The 16,361-nt window shown below is 58.9% G+C and carries 13 protein-coding genes and 1 tRNA gene; all 14 read left to right on the forward strand.

The genetic code is table 11. The features are described from left to right. The coding region (locus BUC36_RS18450) for an EF-Tu C-terminal domain-related protein (protein ID WP_072445389.1) at window positions 1-94 on the forward strand (94 nt) is incomplete at its 5' end. 112 nt (window positions 95-206) lie between these two features. Beyond that, window positions 207-282 (forward strand) — tRNA-Trp (locus tag BUC36_RS18455). Window positions 283-414: 132 nt separating this feature from the next. Further along, on the forward strand, window positions 415-783 hold the full coding sequence (gene secE, locus BUC36_RS18460; RefSeq protein WP_073277968.1) for a preprotein translocase subunit SecE: 369 nt from the start codon (window positions 415-417) through the stop codon (window positions 781-783). 10 nt (window positions 784-793) lie between these two features. Next, complete coding sequence (gene nusG, locus BUC36_RS18465) at window positions 794-1,327, forward strand: transcription termination/antitermination protein NusG (RefSeq protein ID WP_073277970.1); 534 nt, start codon at window positions 794-796, stop codon at window positions 1,325-1,327. Between the two features lie 164 nt (window positions 1,328-1,491). Further along, window positions 1,492-1,923 (forward strand): 50S ribosomal protein L11, encoded by a 432-nt coding sequence (gene rplK, locus BUC36_RS18470; protein WP_073277972.1) that lies wholly within the window; start codon window positions 1,492-1,494, stop codon window positions 1,921-1,923. Then, window positions 1,924-2,619 (forward strand): 50S ribosomal protein L1, encoded by a 696-nt coding sequence (gene rplA, locus BUC36_RS18475; protein ID WP_073277974.1) that lies wholly within the window; start codon window positions 1,924-1,926, stop codon window positions 2,617-2,619. Between the two features lie 298 nt (window positions 2,620-2,917). Next, entirely contained in the window at window positions 2,918-3,412 is a 495-nt protein-coding gene (rplJ, locus tag BUC36_RS18480) for a 50S ribosomal protein L10 (protein WP_073277976.1), read from the forward strand. Window positions 3,413-3,489: 77 nt separating this feature from the next. Next, entirely contained in the window at window positions 3,490-3,858 is a 369-nt protein-coding gene (gene rplL, locus BUC36_RS18485; RefSeq protein WP_073277978.1) for a 50S ribosomal protein L7/L12, read from the forward strand. Between the two features lie 318 nt (window positions 3,859-4,176). After that, complete coding sequence (gene rpoB, locus BUC36_RS18490; RefSeq protein ID WP_073277980.1) at window positions 4,177-8,250, forward strand: DNA-directed RNA polymerase subunit beta; 4,074 nt, start codon at window positions 4,177-4,179, stop codon at window positions 8,248-8,250. Window positions 8,251-8,387: 137 nt separating this feature from the next. Beyond that, window positions 8,388-12,617 carry a DNA-directed RNA polymerase subunit beta' gene (rpoC, locus tag BUC36_RS18495; RefSeq protein WP_073277982.1) on the forward strand — a complete coding sequence of 1,410 codons (4,230 nt, stop codon included), beginning with the start codon at window positions 8,388-8,390 and terminating at the stop codon, window positions 12,615-12,617. A gap of 420 nt (window positions 12,618-13,037) precedes the next feature. After that, entirely contained in the window at window positions 13,038-13,412 is a 375-nt protein-coding gene (gene rpsL / locus BUC36_RS18500) for a 30S ribosomal protein S12 (RefSeq protein WP_067150990.1), read from the forward strand. Between the two features lie 109 nt (window positions 13,413-13,521). Then, window positions 13,522-13,992, forward strand: coding sequence for a 30S ribosomal protein S7 (rpsG, locus tag BUC36_RS18505; RefSeq protein ID WP_073277984.1), 471 nt, complete (start codon window positions 13,522-13,524; stop codon window positions 13,990-13,992). 89 nt (window positions 13,993-14,081) lie between these two features. Then, a complete protein-coding gene (fusA, locus tag BUC36_RS18510; RefSeq protein ID WP_073277986.1) occupies window positions 14,082-16,187 on the forward strand; it encodes an elongation factor G in 2,106 nt (701 codons plus the stop codon). Window positions 16,188-16,261: 74 nt separating this feature from the next. Further along, a partial coding sequence (locus BUC36_RS18515; protein WP_200797328.1) for a GTP-binding protein occupies window positions 16,262-16,361 on the forward strand: 100 nt, incomplete at its 3' end.

Genomic DNA, 16,361 nt, shown 5'->3' on the forward strand with positions numbered 1-16,361 from the left:
TGCCCCGATCGCCATGGAAGAAGGCCTGCGCTTCGCGATCCGCGAAGGTGGCCGTACCGTTGGCGCCGGCGTTGTTGCCAAGATCATCGAGTAATCGTTGGTCGTCGCGCTACTGAAATTCTTCGGTAGCGCATTTTGCGAAATGTGGGGGAGGGTGATAATATCCGCCCCTTCATTTTCGGGTGCCACGGTGCCCGTGCTGTTCCAGGCCAGTAGTTCAATTGGTAGAGCACCGGTCTCCAAAACCGGCTGTTGGGGGTTCGAGTCCCTCCTGGCCTGCCAAATTTCAATCGCCCCGCCCCTTTTGTTGATGGTTGAGGGGGTGCCTGAGGGCGTCGCAACTCCCTGATTTTATTGGGGTTGTGTTTGTAAGCGCTAAGGGCTTATCTATAGTGCGCTAAGGGCTTCTTTTGTATGAATGCTAAGGTAGAAGCGAAAACCTTTCGTCTTGACGGCCTGAAGTGGCTGCTGGTGGTGCTGTTGGTTGGCGCCGCTGTTGCTGGCAACTCCTATTACGCCGAATTCCCCCTCCTTTACCGTGTGCTGGCGATCGTGGCGATCTGCCTGGTGGCGCTGGTTGTGGCAGTTAATACCGCCAAGGGTAATGCTTTCTGGACTCTGCTGCGCGAGGCGCAGGCAGAGGTGCGGCGCGTAGTCTGGCCGACCCGGCAGGAAGCGACTCAAACCACGCTGATCGTGGTTGTGTTCGTGTTGATTATGGCGCTGATTCTGTGGGCACTGGATTCCGCCCTCGGTTGGGCGGCCTCCAAGGTTATCGGCTAAAGGTTGATACATGTCTAAGCATTGGTACGTTGTCCAGGCTTACTCCGGCTATGAGAAGCGCGTCGCCGCTTCTTTGAAGGAGCGCATCGAGCTGCACGAAATGGATCACCTGTTTGGTGAGGTGTTGGTTCCCACCGAAGAAGTGGTGGAAATGCGTGCCGGTCAGAAGCGCAAGAGTGAGCGCAAGTTCTTCCCCGGTTACGTGCTGGTGGAGATGGAGCTGAACGACGATACCTGGCACCTGGTCAAAGAGACCCCGCGTGTGCTCGGTTTTATCGGTGGCAAGGCGGACAAGCCGGCGCCGATTACCGATCGCGAGGCCCAGGCTATTCTGAATCGTATCGATGACTCCGTTGATAAACCGAAACCCAAGACCCTGTTTGAGCCGGGTGAGATGGTTCGCGTTATCGATGGTCCGTTTAACGATTTCAATGGTGTCGTGGAAGAGGTCAACTACGAAAAGAGCCGCCTGCGTGTCGCGGTGTTGATCTTCGGTCGTTCCACCCCTGTGGAGCTGGAGTTTGGTCAGGTAGAGAAGACCTGACGCCGAGATGAAATTTTTGGCCCTCTTCTGCCGCTTGGCGGAAGAGGGCTTTCGCGTCCCCGGAAATTGCAATCTGCCATTTTTGGGGCAATCGGGGAGCCGAGCGTTGCAACCCTTGGGGTTGCCCAGCGCAGGCGTTACCACCCAACAAGAGGAGAGCTGTAATGGCTAAGAAAGTCGAAGCTTATATCAAGCTGCAAGTAAAGGCCGGTCAGGCCAACCCGAGCCCGCCCGTCGGCCCTGCACTGGGTCAGCACGGTGTGAACATCATGGAGTTCTGTAAAGCGTTCAACGCCCAGACCCAGAGCCTGGAGCCGGGCCTGCCGGTACCCGTAGTGATCTCTGTATACAGCGATCGCTCCTTCACCTTCATCATGAAGTCGCCGCCCGCCGCGGTACTGCTGCGCAAGGCTGCCAAGATCAAGAGCGGTTCCGGTCGTCCGAACACCGACAAAGTCGGCAAGGTGACCCGCGCCCAGATCGAAGAGATCGTAGAAATGAAGAAGGCAGACCTGACTGCATCTGACCTGGATGCAGCCGTGCGCACCATCGCTGGTTCTGCGCGCAGTGCCGGTATCGAAGTGGAGGGTCTGTAAGTGGCTAAATTGAGCAAGCGTCAGCGCGCTATCGCTGAGAAAGTTGAAGCGGGCAAAGCCTACGGTATCGACGAAGCCGTCGCCCTGCTGAAAGAGCTGTCCAATGTGAAGTTTGCCGAGACTGTGGACGCGTCCATCAATCTGGGCATCGATCCGCGTAAGTCCGACCAGGCTGTTCGTGGCGCCACTACCCTGCCGCACGGCACCGGTAAAGATGTGCGCGTAGCTGTATTCACCCAGGGTGCCAACGCCGACGCGGCGAAAGAGGCTGGCGCTGATCTGGTGGGTATGGACGAGCTGGCGGCCGAAGTTAAGGCCGGTAAGATGGATTTCGACGTGGTAATCGCCTCTCCGGACGCGATGCGCGTTGTTGGCCAGCTGGGTCAGATCCTGGGCCCGCGCGGCCTGATGCCGAACCCGAAAACCGGCACCGTAACTCCGGACGTGGTTACTGCTGTAAAAAATGCCAAGGCCGGTCAGGTGCGTTTCCGCGCCGACAAAGGCGGCATCATCCACGGCGGTATCGGCAAGGTCGGCTTCGAACTGAACGCGCTGAAAGAAAACCTGGAAGCGCTGGTTGCTGACCTGAAAAAGGCCAAGCCGGCTTCCGCCAAGGGCGTATACCTGAAGAAGATCACCCTGAGCACCACCATGGGCCCGGGTCTGATCATCGATCAGTCGTCCCTGACCATTTAATTATGTCTGCGGCATTCGTAAGCGGTGCCGCAGCAAACCGAACTTTGGGGTCCGCTCAACCGCCTCGGCGGGAAAGCGGGCCGTCAAAGACCGTAGGCGTCGGTCGCGTTTGAGGTTTAGCGCGACGGACTTAATCCGGACTTTAGCCGGGTGGCCATCCGAGGCTGGCCACTCAAGAAGTTCGAGCCTACGCAGACGGTGTCGCCCAAACCAGTATTTTTACTGGATTTGAGCTCGAAGCACCGGAACGGATCGGGGGCAGTGTTCCCGGTCTTTTTTCAAATCCAGGAGTGACACTATGGCTATTGGACTCGAAGACAAGAAAGCGATTGTCGCAGAAGTCCAGCAAGCTGCTAAGGGTGCTCTGTCGGCGGTTATCGCGGATTCCCGCGGTGTAACCGTGAACGATATGACTGCCCTGCGCAAAGAGGCTCGCGAGAACGGCGTTTGGTTGAAGGTCGTCCGCAACACTCTGGCGCGTCGCGCTCTGGCAGGTACCGACTACGAATGTCTCACCGAGACATTCGTCGGTCCCAGCATCATTGCTTTTTCCAACGAACATCCGGGTGCCGGCGCGCGCATCCTGAAAGAGTTCGCGAAAAAGAATGACAAGCTGGAACTGAAAGGTGCTGCCTTCGAAGGCGCGATCACCGACGTCGCACTGTTGGCAAGCCTGCCGACATACGACGAGGCGATCGCCAAGCTGATGAGCGTGTTGAAAGAAGCATCTGCTGGCAAGCTGGTTCGCACTATTGCGGCCATTCGCGACCAAAAAGAGCAGGAAGCTGCCTAATTTCTTCGCTAAGCGAAGTGGCAGTTTTTAATGAATTGACGAGCAGTTTTCTGCTCACACAAATCAGGTAATGACTCATGTCTCTGACTAAAGAAGATATCATCAACGCTGTTGCCGAAATGTCCGTTAAGGACGTTGTCGAGCTGATCGAAGCGATGGAAGAGAAGTTCGGTGTAACTGCAGCTGCTGCAGTTATGGCTGGCCCGGCTGGCGGCGAAGCTGCTGCTGAAGAGAAGGACTCTTTCGACGTGGTCCTGACTTCTGCTGGCGAGAAGAAAGTGAACGTGATCAAGGTTGTTCGCGGTATCACTGGCCTGGGCCTGAAAGAAGCCAAGGCACTGGTAGACGGCGCTCCGAGCCCGCTGAAAGAAGGCGCTACCAAAGACGAAGCCGAAGCAGCCAAGAAAGAGCTGGAAGAAGCTGGCGCAACTGTAGAACTGAAGTAATTCGGTTGTTGCGACTCTCCGCTGTCAGTCGGTTTGACCGGCCGGCAGCGGCAAGGCTGGTGGACTTTGTCCGCCGGCCTTTTTGCCGTTTGCGGCATCGAGGTTTTTGTGGCTCCTCGGCCAAGGGAATTGACCGGCCGGACCGCGAATACACCTTAACGCAATCGGCGCGTCGCTGAAAAGCGGCAGTGGGAGAGGTTTCCGGTCAGCGTTGCGGTGCTGCGTTGACCAGAGGCTTCTCGCCCGGAGGAGCTCCTTTTCGCCGACACTGGCGGGAGCACCACGAAGTCTTGTCACTGATCAAGCTGGGGAATATGAATGGCTTACTCATACACTGAGAAAAAACGTATCCGCAAGGATTTTGGCAAACTGCCTAAGGTCATGGATGTACCTTTCCTGCTTGCGATACAGCTGGATTCTTATCGCAATTTCACACAGGCCGACAAACGCCCCGACGAGCGTCTCGATGTCGGTCTGCAAGCGGCGTTCAAGTCCGTATTTCCGATTGTCAGCTATTCCGGCAATGCCGCCCTGGAGTACGTGAGCTACACCCTGGGCAAGCCGGCTTTCGACGTTAAAGAGTGTACGCTGCGCGGCGTCACCTACGCCTGCCCGCTGCGCGTACGCGTGCGTCTGATCATCTACGATAAAGAGTCTGCCAGTAAGTCCATCAAGGACATCAAGGAGCAGGAAGTGTACATGGGCGAAATCCCGCTCATGACCGATAACGGTACCTTCGTGATCAACGGTACCGAGCGTGTGATCGTGTCCCAGCTGCACCGTTCCCCGGGTGTATTTTTCGATCATGACAAAGGCAAGACCCACTCTTCCGGTAAGCTGCTTTACGCCGCGCGCGTAATCCCCTACCGCGGCTCCTGGCTGGACTTCGAGTTCGACCCGAAAGACCTGGTCTACGTGCGTATCGACCGTCGCCGCAAGCTGCCGGCGACCATTCTGCTGCGCGCCCTGGGTTATTCCTCCCAGGAAATGCTGGAGATGTTCTTCGATACCAGCCTGTTCGAGCTGCATGAAGATCACGTCAGCCTGGACCTGATCCCGTCGCGCCTGCGCGGTGACGTCGCCTCTTTCGATATCAAGGACGGAAAGGGCAAAGTAATCGTCGAGGACGGCCGTCGCATCACCCCGCGCCACATCCGCCAGCTGGAAAAGGCGGGCGTCGAGCGCCTCGAAGCGCCGATCGACTACGTTTTCGGTCGCATACTCGCCCACGACGTTATTGACGAGACTACCGGTGAAGTGGCGGTCGAATGTAACAGCGAAATCACCGAGGAGGTGATCGCCAAGCTGCGCGCGCTGAACGTCAAGAAATTCGAGACCCTGTACACCAACGACCTGGATCGCGGTCCATTTGTTTCCGACACCCTGCGCGCAGATCCGTCGCGCACCCAGTTGGAAGCACTGGTGGAAATCTATCGCATGATGCGCCCGGGCGAGCCGCCGACCAAGGAGTCCGCGGAGTCCCTGTTCGAAAACCTGTTCTTCACCGACGAGCGCTACGACCTGTCTGCCGTGGGCCGCATGAAGTTCAACCGCCGCCTGGGTCGTGATGACGAAACCGGATCGGGTACCCTGAGCAAAGAAGATATCGTCGAAGTGCTGAAGACGCTGATCGATATCCGTAACGGTCAGGGTATGGTCGACGACATCGATCACCTGGGTAACCGTCGCGTGCGTTCCGTGGGCGAAATGGCCGAAAACCAGTTCCGCGTGGGCCTGGTGCGCGTAGAGCGCGCGGTAAAAGAGCGCCTGTCCATGGCTGAGTCCGAAGGCCTGATGCCGCAGGACCTGATCAACGCCAAGCCGGTGGCCGCTGCCGTGAAGGAATTCTTCGGTTCCTCGCAGCTGTCCCAGTTTATGGACCAGAACAACCCGCTGTCGGAAGTAACCCACAAGCGCCGCGTGTCCGCACTCGGCCCGGGCGGTCTGACCCGCGAGCGCGCCGGCTTTGAGGTGCGCGACGTACACCCGACGCATTACGGCCGTGTGTGTCCGATCGAGACTCCGGAAGGTCCGAACATCGGTCTGATCAACTCGCTGGCCGCATACGCCCGCGCCAACCATTACGGCTTCCTCGAGAGCCCGTACCGAAAGGTTGTCGACGGCCAGGTGACCGACGAGATTGAATATCTGTCCGCGATCAACGAAGCCAACTACGTGATCGCCCAGGCCTCCGCTGCCGTGGATGAAAATGGCCGCTTCACCGACGACCTGGTCAGCGTGCGTCACCACAACGAATTTACCCTGAAGACGTCGGACGAGATCCAGTACATGGACGTGTCCGCGAAGCAGGTGGTGTCCGTGGCAGCGGCGATGATTCCGTTCCTCGAGCACGATGACGCCAACCGCGCCCTGATGGGCTCGAACATGCAACGTCAGGCGGTTCCGACCCTGCGCGCCGAGAAGCCGCTGGTGGGTACCGGCATGGAGCGCACCGTGGCGCGCGACTCCGGCGTCTGTGTGGTGGCCAAGCGCGGCGGTGTAATCGAGCGTGTCGACGCCAGCCGAGTGGTTGTGCGCGTAGCCGATGCCGAGGTGGAAGCCGGTGAAGCGGGTGTGGATATCTACAACCTGACCAAGTACACCCGCTCCAACCAGAATACCTGCATCAACCAGCGCCCGATCGTTAAGACCGGCGACGTGGTTGAGCGTGGCGATATCCTCGCCGACGGCCCGTCCGTGGACCTGGGCGAGCTAGCCCTGGGCCAGAACATGCGCATCGCGTTCATGCCCTGGAACGGCTACAACTTCGAGGACTCCATCCTGATCAGTGAGCGCGTGGTGCAGGAAGATCGCTTCACCACCATCCACATCCAGGAGCTGACCTGTATTGCCCGCGACACCAAGCTGGGCAGTGAGGAAATCACTGCGGATATCCCCAACGTGGGCGAGTCTGCACTGAACAAGCTGGACGAGTCCGGCATCGTCTATATCGGTGCCGAAGTGGGCGCGGGTGACATCCTGGTAGGCAAGGTAACGCCGAAAGGTGAAGCCCAGCTGACGCCGGAAGAGAAGCTGCTGCGGGCCATCTTCGGTGAGAAGGCGTCCGACGTTAAGGACACCTCCCTGCGTGCGCCGAGTGGCACCCGCGGTACCGTGATCGACGTTCAGGTGTTCACCCGCGACGGCCTGCAGAAAGACCAGCGCTCCATCGATATCGAGAAGGCGCAGCTGGACGAAGTCCGCAAGGACCTGAACGAAGAATACCGCATCGTCGAAGGCGCCACTTTCGAGCGTCTGCAGGCGGCTCTGGAAGGCCAGAAGGTTGCCGGTGGCAAGGGCGTCAAGAAGGGCGACGTGCTGTCTGCAGACGTTCTCGCCAACCTGCCGCGCGAAGACTGGTTCAAGCTGCGCATGGCCGAAGAGAGCCTGAACGAACAGCTCGAGAAGGCCGAAGCGCAGCTGAAAGAGCGCCGCAAGCTGCTCGACGAAGTCTTCGAAGACAAGAAGAAAAAACTGGAATCCGGCGACGACCTGGCGCCGGGCGTGCTGAAAATCGTCAAGGTTTACCTGGCGATCAAGCGCCGCATCCAGCCCGGCGACAAGATGGCCGGTCGCCACGGTAACAAGGGTGTGATCTCCGTGATCAAGCCGGTCGAGGACATGCCCTACGACCAGAACGGCGAGCCGGTGGATATCGTTCTGAACCCACTGGGCGTGCCGTCCCGTATGAACGTGGGTCAGGTACTGGAAATGCACCTGGGTATGGCCGCCAAGGGTCTCGGTGTGAAGATCGATCGCATGGTCAAGGAGCAGCAGGAAGTCGCCAAGGTGCGCGGCTTCCTGGAAGAGGTGTACAACTCCACCGGCGGTCGCGTCGAAGAGCTGGATTCCCTGACTGACGAGGAAGTCCTCGCGATGGCCGAGAATCTGCGCCGCGGTGTACCGATGGCCACTCCGGTCTTCGACGGTGCCGACGAAAGCGAGATCAAGCAGCTACTGCGCCTCGCCGACGTGCCGGACTCCGGTCAGATCACCCTGCACGACGGCCGCACCGGCGATGCCTTCGAGCGTCCGGTGACCGTCGGTTACATGTACATGCTGAAGCTGAACCACCTGGTGGACGACAAGATGCACGCGCGTTCCACCGGTTCCTACAGCCTGGTTACCCAGCAGCCGTTGGGTGGTAAGGCCCAGTTCGGTGGTCAGCGATTCGGTGAGATGGAGGTCTGGGCGCTGGAAGCCTACGGCGCCGCCTACACCCTGCAGGAAATGCTCACGGTCAAATCCGACGACGTGGAAGGCCGGACCAAGATGTACAAGAACATCGTGGACTCCGACCATCGCATGGAGCCCGGTATGCCGGAATCCTTCAACGTACTGGTCAAGGAAATTCGCTCCCTCGGCATGAATTTCGAGCTGGAGCACGACTAAGACCGTTTTTGGTGTAGGAGCCTGTTTACAGGCGAACTGAGATGAGAGCCGGTGACCCCGAGAGTAATTGGGTCGCCGGCCCACCCGGCACAAAGTGATGTAGGTCGGGTTGACTACCCCCTAGTGGAGGAAAGGCCTTGAAAGATTTGTTAAACCTGGTGAAAGACCGGGAACAGCTGGAAGAATTTGACGCCATCCGTATCGGTCTGGCGTCTCCTGACATGATCCGCTCCTGGTCCTACGGCGAAGTGAAAAAGCCCGAGACCATCAACTACCGTACCTTCAAGCCCGAGCGCGAAGGCCTGTTCTGCGCCAAGATCTTCGGTCCGGTGAAGGACTACGAGTGTCTGTGCGGCAAGTACAAGCGCATGAAGCATCGCGGCATCATCTGCGAGAAGTGCGGCGTTGAAGTGACCAAGGCGAAAGTGCGCCGCGAGCGCATGGGCCACATCGAGCTGGCCAGCCCGGTTGCACACATCTGGTTCCTGAAGTCGCTGCCGTCCCGTATCGGCCTGCTGCTGGACATGACCCTGCGCGATATCGAGCGCGTGCTCTACTTCGAATCCTACGTGGTGACCGATCCGGGTATGACCACCCTGGAGCGCGGCCAGCTGCTGAACGACGAGCAGTACTTCGAGGCGATGGAAGAGTTTGCCGACGAGTTCGAAGCCAAGATGGGCGCCGAGGCGATCCAGGAGCTGATGCGCGACATCGACCTGCCGTCTGAAATCCAGCGCCTGCGCGAAGAGATCCCGGCGACCAATTCCGAGACCAAGATCAAGAAGCTGTCCAAGCGCCTGAAGCTGCTGGAAGCCTTCTACAAGTCCGGTAACAACCCGGAGTGGATGATCATGCAGGCGCTGCCGGTTCTGCCGCCGGATCTGCGTCCGTTGGTACCGCTGGACGGCGGCCGCTTTGCGACCTCCGACCTGAATGACCTGTACCGTCGCGTGATTAACCGCAACAACCGCCTGAAGCGCCTGCTCGAGCTGAACGCGCCGGACATCATCGTGCGCAACGAAAAGCGCATGCTGCAGGAATCCGTGGACGCACTGCTGGACAACGGCCGCCGCGGCCGCGCCATTACCGGTTCCAACAAGCGCCCGCTGAAGTCCCTGGCCGACATGATCAAGGGTAAGCAGGGTCGCTTCCGTCAGAACCTGCTGGGCAAGCGCGTCGACTACTCCGGTCGTTCCGTGATCGTGGTTGGCCCGACCCTGCGACTGCACCAGTGTGGTCTGCCGAAGAAAATGGCTCTGGAGCTGTTCAAGCCGTTTATTTTCGGCAAGCTGGAAGCCCGCGGCATGGCCACCACCATCAAGGCGGCCAAGAAAATGGTCGAGCGTGAAGAAGCCATCGTATGGGATATCCTCGACGAGGTGATCCGCGAGCACCCGGTGCTGCTGAACCGCGCCCCGACCCTGCACCGTCTGGGTATTCAGGCGTTCGAGCCGGTACTGATCGAAGGTAAGGCGATCCAGCTGCACCCGCTGGTGTGTGCTGCGTACAACGCCGACTTCGACGGTGACCAGATGGCGGTACACGTACCGCTGACCATCGAAGCGCAGCTGGAATCCCGCGCGCTGATGATGTCCACCAACAACATTCTGTCCCCGGCCAACGGCGAGCCGATCATCGTGCCGTCCCAGGACGTGGTATTGGGTCTGTACTGGATGACCCGTGAGCGCGTCAACGCCAGGGGCGAGGGCATGTTCTTCGCCGATATCAAAGAGGTGAGCCGCGCCTATTACGCCAAGCAGGTCGGCCTGCAGGCGCGTGTGAAAGTGCGTATCGATGAAGCCGTTGTCGGTGAAGATGGCGAGAAGCATCCTTCCCGCAAGGTCTACGACACGACGGTCGGCCGTGCGTTGCTGTGGAACATCGTACCGGAAGGCCTGCCTTTCGATATGGTCAACCAGCCGATGAAGAAGAAGGCCATCTCGCGCATTCTGAACGAGTGCTACCGCAAGGTGGGCTTGAAGGCGACCGTCATCTTCGCTGACCAGCTGATGTATACCGGTTTCGATTTCTCCACCAAGTCCGGTTCCTCTATCGGTGTGAACGACTTCGAGATCCCGGCCGCCAAGGCGGATCTGATCGCCGCCGCGGAAGCGGAAGTGAAGGAGATCGAGGCTCAGTTTGCCTCCGGTCTGGTAACTGCCGGTGAGAAATACAACAAGGTGATCGACGTCTGGTCCCGCACCAACGACAAGGTCACCCAGGCGATGATGGCCGGTATCAAGAAAGAGCCGGTGGTCGATCGCGAAGGCAACAAGACCGAGCAGGACTCCTTCAACTCCGTGTACATGTACGCCGACTCCGGCGCACGGGGCTCCGAAGCGCAGATCCGCCAGCTGGCCGGTATGCGTGGCCTGATGGCGCGTCCGGATGGCTCCATTATCGAGAACGCGATTACCGCGAACTTCCGTGAGGGCCTGAGCGTACTGCAGTACTTTATCTCGACCCACGGTGCCCGTAAGGGTCTCGCGGATACCGCACTGAAGACCGCGAACTCAGGTTACCTGACCCGCCGTCTGGTAGACGTGGCGCAGGACGTGGTAATCACCGAGATTGACTGTGGCACCGACGACGGTCTGACCATGGCGCCGGTCATCGAAGGCGGTGATGTGATCGAGTCCCTGGGTGACCGTATCCTCGGTCGCGTCGTGGCTCGCGATGTGCTCAAGCCAGGCAGCGACGAGATCGCGGTTTCCGCCGGCACCATGATCGATGAGAAGTGGGTCGAGCGTATCGAAGCCCTGGGTATCGACGAGGTAATCGTACGTTCGCCGATCACCTGTGAGACTGCGCACGGTATCTGCGCCCAGTGTTACGGCCGTGACCTGGCCCGTGGCCACCGCGCCAACCCGGGTGAGTCTGTGGGCGTTGTTGCGGCACAGTCCATCGGTGAGCCGGGTACCCAGCTGACCATGCGGACCTTCCACATCGGTGGTGCGGCGAGCCGTGCCTCCGCTGCCGACAGCATCCAGGTTAAGCAGGGCGGTACTGTACGTCTGCACAATGTGAAGACGGTGAAAACCGACCAGGGCAACCTGGTAGCGGTCTCCCGCTCCGGTGAGCTGGCCGTTGCTGACAGTGCCGGCCGCGAGCGCGAGCGCTACAAGCTGCCGTACGGTGCCGTGATCAGTGTCGCGGAGGGTGCCGAGGTCGACGGTGGCCAGGTAGTGGCCAAGTGGGACCCGCACACCCACCCGATCATTACCGAGGTGGCCGGCTGGGTGAAGTTGTCCGGCATGGAAGAAGGTCTGTCTATTCGCAAGCAGACCGACGAAATTACCGGCCTTTCCTCCATTGAGATCATCGACCCGGCTGAGCGCCCGGCCGCTGGTAAGGACCTGCGTCCGGCGGTGACTCTGGTGGATGAAAACGGCGAGGAACTGACCCTGGCCAACAGCAACGCGCCGGCGCACTACGCGCTGCCGCCGCGCGCTATCCTGAGCCTGAAGGATGGCGACAAGGTGAATGTCGGTGACGTTATCGCCCGTATTCCGCAGGAATCCGGCGGTACCAAGGACATCACCGGTGGTCTGCCGCGGGTTGCCGACCTGTTCGAAGCGCGCAAGCCGAAAGAGCCGTCCATCCTGGCGGAGATCTCCGGTACCGTGTCCTTCGGCAAGGAAACCAAGGGCAAGGTACGCCTGCAGATCACCCCGACCGACGGCAAGCCGTTGGCTAACGGCAAGGATCACTACGAAGTGCTGATCCCGAAACACCGTCAGCTGACCGTGTTCGAGGGTGAGACCGTGGAGAAGGGCGAAGTCATCTCCGATGGCCCGTCCAACCCGCACGACATCCTGCGCCTGAAGGGCGTTGAGGAACTGGCACGCTACATCACCAACGAGATTCAGGAGGTTTACCGCCTCCAGGGTGTGGGCATCAACGACAAGCACATTGAAACCATCGTGCGTCAGATGCTGCGTAAAGTCGAAATTCTCGAGATGGGTGACTCCGAGTTCATCAAGGGTGAGCAGGTCGAGTACCAGCGGGTCATCGAAGAGAACGAGCGCCTGCGCGCCGAAAGCAAGCAGCCGGCTCAGTTCGAGCGCCTGTTGCTGGGTATTACCAAGGCGTCCCTGGCGACCGAGTCCTTCCTGTCTGCGGCCTCCTTCCAGGAGACTACCCGCGTACTGACCGAAGCGGCAGTAACCGGCAAGGAAGACAGCCTGCGCGGCCTGAAGGAAAACGTTGTAGTTGGCCGTCTGATCCCGGCGGGTACCGGTCTGGCCTATCACACCGAGCGCAAGCGCAAGCGCAGCCTGCAAATGGAAGAGGGCTTCGGTGAAGGCCCGTCCGCTGCCGAAGTGGAAGCGGCTCTGACCGAGGCCCTGAAGTCCTCCGGAGAGTAACTCCTTACTCCCCCCTCTCCCGCAAGCGGGAGAGGGGGTGAGGGTGCTGGAATTAGGCACCGTAGCGGCCCTGCTACCGGTGCCTTTCCGCCAGACACGGGCTGGGCGCCGCCCCATGAATACATCCCTGTAGGCTTGTCGGCCGGGTCCCTCCGGCCGACAGTCTGGCGAAAAGGCCCCGTTATCAGGCCCTTCGCATCGGGCTTCGTGTGTTCGTTCAGGCTGAGACTGGCTGGCGGCAATGCAGGTTAGTGCTTACTTCCATTGCCGATTGACTAGGCGGGCCGCCGCCTATAGAATGCGGCCCCCGCTTATGTGGGGTGTTCTGCCCGGCTTCTATTTGTCATGGCCGGCAGGACACACAGACGACTGGGCCCCCGCTTTTACGGTGGGGGCGTTTTATTTTTGGAGTGATTTTTAATGGCAACGATCAACCAGTTGGTTCGTAAGCCGAGAAAACGCAAAGTCGAAAAAAGCGACGTTCCCGCTCTGCAGGCCAGCCCGCAGCGTCGTGGAGTTTGCACTCGTGTGTACACCACTACACCGAAAAAGCCGAACTCTGCACTGCGCAAGGTTTGCCGTGTGCGCCTGACCAACGGTTACGAAGTAACTTCGTACATCGGTGGTGAAGGTCACAACCTGCAGGAGCACAGCGTGGTACTGATTCGCGGCGGTCGTGTAAAAGACCTGCCGGGTGTGCGCTACCACACTGTACGCGGTGCACTGGACTGTGCCGGCGTAAACGATCGCAAGCAGGGCCGTTCCAAATACGGCGCCAAGCGTCCTAAAGGTTAATCCCTTTAACGATTTGCGTTTCGGTTTCCAACCGGAGTAAGGCTGAGCTCGCCGAGTTGTAAGTGTTTACGGCGGCGTCTCAGAGTAACCCTGAAGAGAGGCAATTCTCATGCCAAGAAGACGAGTAGTCGCCAAGCGCGAAGTACTGCCCGATCCTAAATTCGGGAATGTCACCCTGGCCAAGTTCATGAACCACGTCATGATCAGCGGCAAGAAATCTGTGGCAGAGCGCATCGTATACGGTGCTCTGGACATGGTTTCAGAAAAACTTAACAAAGACCCTATCGAAGTTTTCGAAGAGTCCCTGGAAAATATCGCGCCGATGGTGGAAGTGAAATCCCGCCGTGTGGGTGGTGCGACTTACCAGGTGCCGGTAGAAGTGCGCCCCTCGCGCCGCATGGCACTGGCAATGCGTTGGCTCGTAGAGTTCTCCCGCAAGCGCGGTGAGAAGTCCATGGCTCAGCGTCTGGCCAACGAAATGATCGACGCATCCCAGAACAAGGGCGGCGCGGTCAAGAAGCGTGAAGACGTGCACCGTATGGCGGAAGCCAACAAGGCGTTCTCTCACTACCGCTTCTAAGTCTGATGAATACCACCATCGGAAATTAATACCGAAAGGCAGCACGAATTTTTCGAGCTGCCTTTTGCCGTTATATCGAGGATACAACTGTGGCACGTAAAACGCCTATCGAACGCTACCGTAATATCGGGATCTGCGCCCACGTAGATGCCGGTAAGACCACTACTACCGAGCGCGTACTCTTCTACACCGGCCTGTCCCACAAAATCGGTGAGGTGCACGAAGGTGCCGCCACCATGGACTGGATGGAACAGGAGCAGGAGCGTGGTATCACCATTACTTCTGCAGCGACCACCTGCTTCTGGGCCGGTATGCAGCAGCAGTTCCCGCAGCACCGCGTCAACATTATCGACACCCCCGGACACGTTGACTTCACCATCGAAGTAGAGCGCTCCCTGCGTGTACTCGACGGCGCTGTGGTTGTGCTGTGTGGTTCTTCCGGTGTGCAGCCGCAGACCGAGACCGTTTGGCGCCAGGCCAACAAATACCACGTGCCGCGCATGGTATTCGTGAACAAGATGGACCGTGCCGGTGCGGACTTCCGCAAGGTTGTCGGCCAGCTGAAGACCCGTCTGAACGCCAACGCCGTACCGCTGCAGATGACCATCGGTTCCGAAGACGAGTTCAAAGGTGTTGTCGACCTGGTCAAGATGAAGGCCATCCTGTGGAACGAAGACGACATGGGCATGACTTTCGAATATGGCGACATCCCCGCTGATATGCAGGACGAGTGCGAAGAAATGCGCGAGTTCCTGGTGGAAGCCGCTGCGGAAGCCAACGAAGAGCTGATGGAAAAATACCTGGAAGAAGGCGAGCTGTCCGAAGAAGAGATCAAGGCAGCCATCCGTCAGCGCACCCTGGCCAACGAAATCGTGCCGGTTCTGGGCGGTTCAGCGTTCAAGAACAAGGGTGTACAGGCGGTACTGGACGCGGTTATCGAATACCTGCCGGCGCCGACTGAAGTTAAGGCCATCGAAGGTACCCTGGAAGACGGCGAGACCGTTGAAACCCGCGAAGCCGACGACGACGCTCCGTTCGCCGCTCTGGCGTTCAAAATCGCCACCGACCCCTTCGTTGGTACTCTGACTTTCTTCCGCGTTTACTCCGGTAAGCTGGAGAGCGGTACCGCGGTGTACAACTCCGTGAAAATGAAGAAAGAACGCGTCGGCCGTATGGTGCAGATGCACTCCAACGATCGTAAAGAGATCAAGGAAGTACTGGCCGGTGACATCGCCGCGGCGATCGGCCTGAAGGACGTGACCACCGGTGACACCCTGTGTGCCGAAAACGCCAAGATCGTTCTCGAGCGCATGGAATTCCCGGAGCCGGTAATCTCCGTAGCGGTTGAGCCGAAGTCCAAGCCAGACCAGGAAAAAATGGGTATCGCGCTGGGCAAGCTGGCCCAGGAAGACCCGTCTTTCCGTGTCAAGACTGACGAAGAAACCGGCCAGACCATCATCTCCGGTATGGGTGAGCTGCACCTGGACATCATCGTCGACCGCATGCGTCGCGAGTTCAACGTGGAAGCCAACATCGGTAAGCCGCAGGTTGCCTACCGCGAAACCATCCGCAACACCTCTGAGATCGAAGGTAAGTTCGTTCGCCAGTCTGGTGGTCGCGGTCAGTACGGTCACGTATGGATCAAGTTTGAGCCGGCGGAAGACGAGTCTCAGGAAGGCTTGGAATTCGTTAACGAGATCGTGGGTGGTGTGGTACCGAAGGAATACATTCCGGCGGTACAAAAGGGTATCGAAGAGCAGATGCAGAACGGTGTTCTGGCCGGCTACCCGCTGCTGGGCCTGAAAGCCACCGTCTACGACGGTTCTTACCACGATGTGGACTCCAACGAGATGGCGTTTAAAATCGCTGCCTCCATGGCGACCAAGCAGCTGGCCCAGAAGGGCGGTGCGGTGCTGCTGGAGCCGATCATGAAAGTGGAAGTGGTTACTCCTGAAGAGAACATGGGTGACGTGGTTGGTGACCTGAACCGCCGTCGCGGCCTGATCCAGGGTATGGATGAGAGCGCGTCCGGTAAGGTGATCAACGCGGAAGTGCCGCTGGCCGAGATGTTCGGTTACGCCACTGACCTGCGTTCTGCTACTCAGGGTCGCGCCACTTACACCATGGAGTTCCTGAAGTACGCGGAAGCGCCGAAGAACGTTGCCGATGAGATCATCGCAAAGAACAAGGCTTAATTCACTTTGACTTAAAGGGCTTCGGCGTCTCGCCGGAGTCTCTTTAGCAAACTTTTAGCTAGAGGATCCTGAAAATGGGAAAAGAAAAGTTTGAACGTTCCAAGCCCCACGTAAACGTGGGCACCATCGGTCACGTTGACCACGGTAAAACCACCCTGACTGCTGCTCTGACTC

Source organism: Microbulbifer donghaiensis, from assembly GCF_900129095.1.
Lineage (GTDB): Bacteria > Pseudomonadota > Gammaproteobacteria > Pseudomonadales > Cellvibrionaceae > Microbulbifer > Microbulbifer donghaiensis.

What these genes read in the sequence shown, in the direction of transcription:
- secE (WP_073277968.1), top strand. Translation starts at nt 415, where the DNA reads ATGAATGCTAAGGTAGAAGCGAAAACCTTTCGTCTTGACGGCCTGAAG.
- nusG (WP_073277970.1), top strand. Translation starts at nt 794, where the DNA reads ATGTCTAAGCATTGGTACGTTGTCCAGGCTTACTCCGGCTATGAGAAG.
- rplK (WP_073277972.1), top strand. Translation starts at nt 1,492, where the DNA reads ATGGCTAAGAAAGTCGAAGCTTATATCAAGCTGCAAGTAAAGGCCGGT.
- rplJ (WP_073277976.1), top strand. Translation starts at nt 2,918, where the DNA reads ATGGCTATTGGACTCGAAGACAAGAAAGCGATTGTCGCAGAAGTCCAG.
- rplL (WP_073277978.1), top strand. Translation starts at nt 3,490, where the DNA reads ATGTCTCTGACTAAAGAAGATATCATCAACGCTGTTGCCGAAATGTCC.
- rpoB (WP_073277980.1), top strand. Translation starts at nt 4,177, where the DNA reads ATGGCTTACTCATACACTGAGAAAAAACGTATCCGCAAGGATTTTGGC.
- rpsL (WP_067150990.1), top strand. Translation starts at nt 13,038, where the DNA reads ATGGCAACGATCAACCAGTTGGTTCGTAAGCCGAGAAAACGCAAAGTC.
- rpsG (WP_073277984.1), top strand. Translation starts at nt 13,522, where the DNA reads ATGCCAAGAAGACGAGTAGTCGCCAAGCGCGAAGTACTGCCCGATCCT.